The 260-nt window shown below is 61.5% G+C and carries 1 pseudogene; it reads right to left on the reverse strand.

Annotated elements, in window-relative coordinates:
- Nucleotides 1-18 precede the first annotated feature (18 nt).
- Nucleotides 19-260 (reverse strand): annotated as a pseudogene (locus B4920_RS26785) (hypothetical protein); the annotation flags it as partial.

The following is a 260-nucleotide window of genomic DNA, read 5'->3' on the forward strand; positions in this document are numbered from 1 at the left end:
GAACCCGAACGACCGGATTTAGTTGGCTTCACCCTGCTTGATACCCAGCATGAAGGTGCCCTGGGGGTGAATGGGCAGATAGGCGTGGTAGAAGCCCTGATAGGTGGCCAGGGGATCGAGATCCTTGAACAGATCCGGATAGAGCGCCTTGGCCATGAACTCGATGAGGGCGGCATCCATGATGCTGCGGGTAGCGCCGTGATAGACCGCATAGAGGCGACCCTGCTGCACCGCGGGCAGCTCGCTCCAGCCCGGACGGG

It is taken from the genome of Zoogloea sp. LCSB751, from assembly GCF_002028455.1.
Taxonomy (GTDB): domain Bacteria; phylum Pseudomonadota; class Gammaproteobacteria; order Burkholderiales; family Rhodocyclaceae; genus Zoogloea.